Genomic DNA, 5,269 nt, shown 5'->3' on the forward strand with positions numbered 1-5,269 from the left:
CGCCGGCTGCGCGGCGACCGGCGCCGCCACGGGAGCCGGAGCGGGCGCCAACTCCGGGGCGGACGCGGCGGCCGTCGCGTGGGCGGCCTCGGCCTCCTCGCGCGGCTTGCTCGAGGTTTCCAGGCTCAGGCCGTGGGCCGCGATGGCGGCGGCCATGTCCGGCGTCGCGTTGCGCACGGCGACCGGGTTCAAGCGGTATTTTTTCAGCAGCGCGATCAGGTTGGACCAGTGGATGGGCAGGCAGTCCGGCGCCAGGTTGCCGACGTCGATGACGGCCAGGTCATCCTCGAAAAAGTCGGGCGTGCCGCCGGTCATTTCATGCAGGGCGGCGTCGAGCGCCAGCGTGTCCGAGGTGGCGAGGATGGCGGACACGGCGACGACGGTGGAAATCTTGATTTCGATCGGCTTTTGGAACAGGCTTTTGGACATGGACTGTAGGGTAGGTGGGTCGTTTTCGCGCACGCGCGCAGGCCCGTGCATTTTACTGTGGAAAGCCGGGAAAAGGGAGGACCTTGGAGGTCAAGGCGGCGCCGCTTGTCATCCGCATTTCATATTGCTGCTATAAAGTGTGCGGCAAACTCCTTTATCATCAAAACGAAAGATTTTGCGGCTGCACATGAAAACGACTCATTCATAAGATGCTGGAAATTCGCCACCTACGCACGCTGAGCGCCTTGCGCTCGGCCGGCAGCCTGGTCCGGGCCGCGCAATTGCTGAACCTGACCCAATCGGCGCTGTCGCACCAGATCAAGTTGCTGGAAGACCGCTACGGCGGCCCCCTGTTCGAACGCAAATAGATGCCGATCGGCTTCACCGCCACCGGCGCGCGCCTGCTGCGGCTGGCCGACACGCTGCTGCCCGAAATCGAGCAGGCCGAGCGCGAAGTGGCGCGCCTGTCGCAGGGCGACCACGGCCAGCTGCGCGTGGCGCTCGAATGCCACACCTGTTTCGACTGGCTCATGCCGGTGATGGACGAGTTCCGGCGCCGCTGGCCGGACGTGGAAATCGACCTCGTCTCGGGTTTCCACAGCGAGCCGGCCGAACTGCTGCGCGGCGGCGGCGCCGACCTGGTGATCGGCGCGTCGCGCGGCTCCGATTACGCCACCTTCCCGCTGTTCCGTTTTGAAATCCTGGTGGCGATGGCGCAGAAGCACAAGCTGCAAGGCTTGCGCCGCCTGGCCGCCGCCGATTTTGAGGGCGAAACCCTGATTACCTATCCGGTGCCGGAGTCGCGCATCGACCTGATTCGCGAAGTGCTGCGCCCGGCCGGCATCGCCTTCGAGCGCCGCAGCGCCGAGCTGACCGTGGCCATATTGCAACTGGTGGCCAGCCGCCGCGGCGTCGCCGCCTTGCCGAACTGGGCCATCAAAAATTATGTCGACTTCGACTATGTGATCGCCAAGCCGGTCGGCGAGCACGGCCTGTGGAGCGATTTGTTCGTGTCGGTGCCGCCGGCGCTGGCGCAGAAGGCCTATGTGCTCGATTTCGTCAATGTGATACGGGAACAGTGCGCCGCCACCCTGGACGGTATCAAATTATTATCGTGACAAATTGACACTGTTTCTTCAGAATGTAAGCGCTGGGTTTGATTTATATCAAAGGCGACGCCGCGCGGGTCGCTTAGGATGGACGTTTTCGTCGCCGTGATGATCTGGCGCAAGCGGCAACCCTGGCTTGTTTGACGAAGACGCTATCGGCGGTGCGGATTGCCTTGCGGTAGCACTTTGAAAAGTGCGCACGACGAACGCGCTCAGGGGTATGATTAATTATGACAAACCCGAGTGGCGAAGCCGTGTGACCGCCCGTGTGACCGCCCGGCCAGCCCGCGCGCCGTCGCGCCGGCGAGACCGTGGTTGTCGTACCGGTTTTCCCCTGTTTTGTGCCCTTGTTCTGGTCTTAACCTCAGCCGGCTGTGGCCGGCGTTCTGGAGAAACAAATGGAAGATGTAGTTATCGTGGCTGCGGCCCGTACCGCAGTCGGCAAATTCGGCGGCAGCCTGGCTAAAATTCCCGCGTCCGAGCTGGGCGCGCACGTCGTCAAAGGCTTGATCGCGCAAACCGGCATCGACCCCAACCTGATTAGCGAGGCCATCCTCGGCCAGGTGCTGACGGCCGCCGTCGGCCAGAATCCGGCGCGCCAGGCCATCATCAAGGCCGGCTTGCCGAACAGCATACCCGCCTACACCATCAACAAGGTCTGCGGCAGCGGCCTGAAGGCCACCCACCTGGCGGCCCAGGCCATCAAGTGCGGCGACGCCAACATCATCATCGCCGGCGGCCAGGAAAACATGAGCGCCGCGCCGCACGCCATGAACGGCTCGCGCGACGGCCACCGCATGGGCGACTTCAAGATGGTCGACACCATGATCGTCGACGGCCTGTGGGACGCCTTCAACCAGTACCACATGGGCCAGACGGCCGAAAACGTGGCGACCCGCTTCGAAGTGTCGCGCGCCGAGCAGGACGAGTTCGCGCTGCAGTCGCAGCTCAAGGCGGAGGCGGCGCAAAAGGCCGGCAAGTTCAAGGATGAAATCCTGCCGCTGGAAATCGCCCAGAAAAAGGGCAGCATCGTCTTTGAAAACGACGAGTACATCAAGCCCGGTTCGACCATCGAAGCGCTGGCCGGCCTGCGTCCCGCGTTCTCGAAGGAGGGCAGCGTCACCGCCGGCAACGCCTCCGGCCTGAACGACGGCGCCGCCGCCGTCATCATGATGTCGGCCTCGCAGGCCAAGGCGCTGGGACTGGTGCCGCTGGCCCGCATCAAGGCCTACGCCTCGTCCGGCATCGACCCGGCCATCATGGGCATGGGTCCGGTGTCGGCCTCGCGCCTGTGCCTGAAAAAAGCCGGCTGGACGCCGCAAGACCTGGACTTGATGGAAATTAACGAAGCCTTCGCCTCGCAAGCCATCGCCGTCAACCGCGACATGGGCTGGGACACCAGCAAGGTCAACGTCAACGGCGGCGCCATCGCCATCGGCCACCCGATCGGCGCGTCCGGCGCCCGCATCCTCGTCACGCTGCTGCACGAAATGAAGCGCCGCGACGCCAAGAAGGGCCTGGCCGCGCTGTGCATAGGCGGCGGCATGGGCATCGCGCTGGCGGTCGAGCGCGACTGATACCGGCGGCGAAAGTAGGTAGGGCATCAAGAGCAATCATCACGGCGTTTATAAAAAGAGGGGACGAAAATGGCAAGAGTTGCATTGGTAACTGGTGGCATGGGTGGCCTGGGCGAAGCGGTTTGTTTCAAACTGTCGGCCTTGGGTTATTGTGTAATCACGACTTACTCGCCGGGCAATCCCAAGGTGGAGTCGTGGCTGGCGATGACGCGCGACATGGGCTTCAACTTCCGCGCCTACGCCTGCGACGTGGCCGACTACGATTCGGCCCAGGCCTGCGTGGCCAAGATCGAAAAGGAAATGGGTCAGGTCGACGTGCTGGTCAACAACGCCGGCATCACGCGCGACATGACGTTCAAGAAGATGGACAAGCCGAACTGGGACGCCGTCATGGCCACCAACCTCGACTCCGTCTTCAACATGACCAAACCGGTGTGCGACGGCATGGTGGAGCGCGGCTGGGGCCGCATCATCAACATCTCGTCCGTCAACGGCCAGAAGGGCGCGTTCGGCCAGACCAACTACTCGGCGGCCAAGGCCGGCATGCACGGCTTCACCAAGGCGCTGGCGCTGGAAGTGGCGCGCAAGGGCGTCACCGTCAACACCATCTCGCCCGGTTATATCGGCACCAAGATGGTGATGGAGATACCGCAGGACGTGCTCGACACCAAGATCATCCCGCAAATTCCGATGGCCCGCCTGGGCAAGCCGGAAGAAGTGGCGGGACTGGTGGCCTACCTGGCGTCCGATGAAGCGGCCTTCGTCACCGGCGCCAATATCGCCATCAACGGCGGCCAGCACATGTCGTAAGCGCTGCCGTCGGCGTAAACGACAAAACCAGATCCGGTGCGAGCCGGGTCTGGTTTTTTTATGGGCGCCGGCGCCCGCCATGGCATGGCCGGCGCGGCCAGACGGTACAATCACCACTCCACCACCGAGGATTGCCATGCTGGATATGACCACGTCTTTGTTCCCGCCCATCGCGCCTAGCCGCCACGGCACGCTCGCCGTCGACGACCTCCACACGATTTACTGGGAAGAAGTCGGCAATCCGGCCGGCGTGCCGGTGATCTTCCTGCACGGCGGCCCCGGCGCCGGCCTGTCGCCGCAGCACCGCCGCTTCTTCGATCCGGCCCACTACCGCGTGATTTTGTTCGACCAGCGCGGCGCCGGCAAGTCGACGCCGCTGGGCGAGTGCCGCAACAACACCACCCCATTGCTGATCGCCGACATCGAGCGCCTGCGCGCCCTGTTCGGCGTCGAGCGCTGGCTGGTGTTCGGCGGCTCCTGGGGCTCGACGCTGGCGCTGGCCTACGGCCAGGCCCATCCCGACCGCTGCCTCGGCTTCGTGTTGCGCGGCATCTTCCTGTGCACGCAGGCCGAGATCGACTGGTTCATCCACGGCGTCCAGTGGTTTTATCCCGAGCTGTACGCCGACTTCATCGCGCCGATTCCCGAGGCCGAGCGCGGCGACCTGCTGCAAGCCTATGTGCGCCGCATCATGAGCGACGATCCGGCCGTCTACTGGCCGGCCGTGCGCGCCTGGAGCAACTTCGAGGGCCGCCGCGTGTTCTTGCTGCCGCAGCCGGAGGAAGCGCCGTCGGACGCGCTCGACCTCGGCATCGGCCGGCTCGAATCGCACTACATGGCAGCGCTGGGCTTCTTCGACGACGACCAGCTGATCCGCGACATCGGCCGCATCGCCCACTTGCCGGCCGTGATCGTGCAGGGCCGCTACGACGTGATCTGTCCACCGCTGTCGGCCTGGCGGCTCCAGCAGGCGTGGCCGACGTCGGTGCTGAAAATGATAGCGGACGCCGGCCATGGCGCCATGGAAACGGGCATCAGCAGCGCCCTGGTGGCGGCGACCGAACAGTTCCGCGTCGGCGGCCGGTTCAGCTAAGCGCGGCCCGGCGGCCGGGACTGCTACACTAGCGTCTGCGAAGCAAGCGCCATCACGGAGACAAGAGCATCAGCGCATACATGAATATACAGATAGGCGATATCGGACACATCATCCAGCTGGCGATCGCGCCGGTGTTCCTGCTGTCGGGCGTGTGCACCAATCTGATCGTGCTGACCAACCGGCTGGCGCGCATCATCGACCGTTCGCGCGTGCTGGAAGACCGGCTCGACATCGGCTACAACGACAAT

4 protein-coding genes and 2 pseudogenes are annotated in these 5,269 nt (G+C 64.3%); 5 read left to right on the forward strand and 1 reads right to left on the reverse strand.

Annotation, left to right across the window (positions count from 1 at the left end; translation table 11 throughout):
* A pseudogene (locus tag Q0S71_RS20790) lies at nt 1–429 on the reverse strand (septum site-determining protein MinC); the annotation flags it as partial.
* A gap of 209 nt (nt 430–638) precedes the next feature.
* Here Q0S71_RS20790 and Q0S71_RS20795 point away from each other — a divergent pair.
* The 5 genes and pseudogenes from Q0S71_RS20795 to Q0S71_RS20815 form a co-directional block, all read left to right on the forward strand.
* Nucleotides 639–1,547: pseudogene (locus tag Q0S71_RS20795) on the forward strand (LysR substrate-binding domain-containing protein).
* A gap of 389 nt (nt 1,548–1,936) precedes the next feature.
* The gene (locus Q0S71_RS20800; RefSeq protein WP_295999957.1) at nt 1,937–3,115 is read left to right on the forward strand and encodes an acetyl-CoA C-acetyltransferase; all 1,179 of its coding nucleotides are present in this window, start codon (nt 1,937–1,939) and stop codon (nt 3,113–3,115) included.
* A gap of 69 nt (nt 3,116–3,184) precedes the next feature.
* On the forward strand, nt 3,185–3,925 hold the full coding sequence (gene phbB / locus Q0S71_RS20805) for an acetoacetyl-CoA reductase (RefSeq protein ID WP_295999958.1): 741 nt from the start codon (nt 3,185–3,187) through the stop codon (nt 3,923–3,925).
* A gap of 136 nt (nt 3,926–4,061) precedes the next feature.
* Nucleotides 4,062–5,018 (forward strand): prolyl aminopeptidase, encoded by a 957-nt coding sequence (gene pip, locus Q0S71_RS20810; protein WP_295999959.1) that lies wholly within the window; start codon nt 4,062–4,064, stop codon nt 5,016–5,018.
* Between the two features lie 80 nt (nt 5,019–5,098).
* The coding region (locus Q0S71_RS20815; RefSeq protein ID WP_295999960.1) for a DUF2721 domain-containing protein at nt 5,099–5,269 on the forward strand (171 nt) is incomplete at its 3' end.

Origin of the sequence: Rugamonas sp. (assembly GCF_025354735.1) — a bacterium.
In the GTDB taxonomy this organism is placed as follows: domain Bacteria; phylum Pseudomonadota; class Gammaproteobacteria; order Burkholderiales; family Burkholderiaceae_D; genus Rugamonas.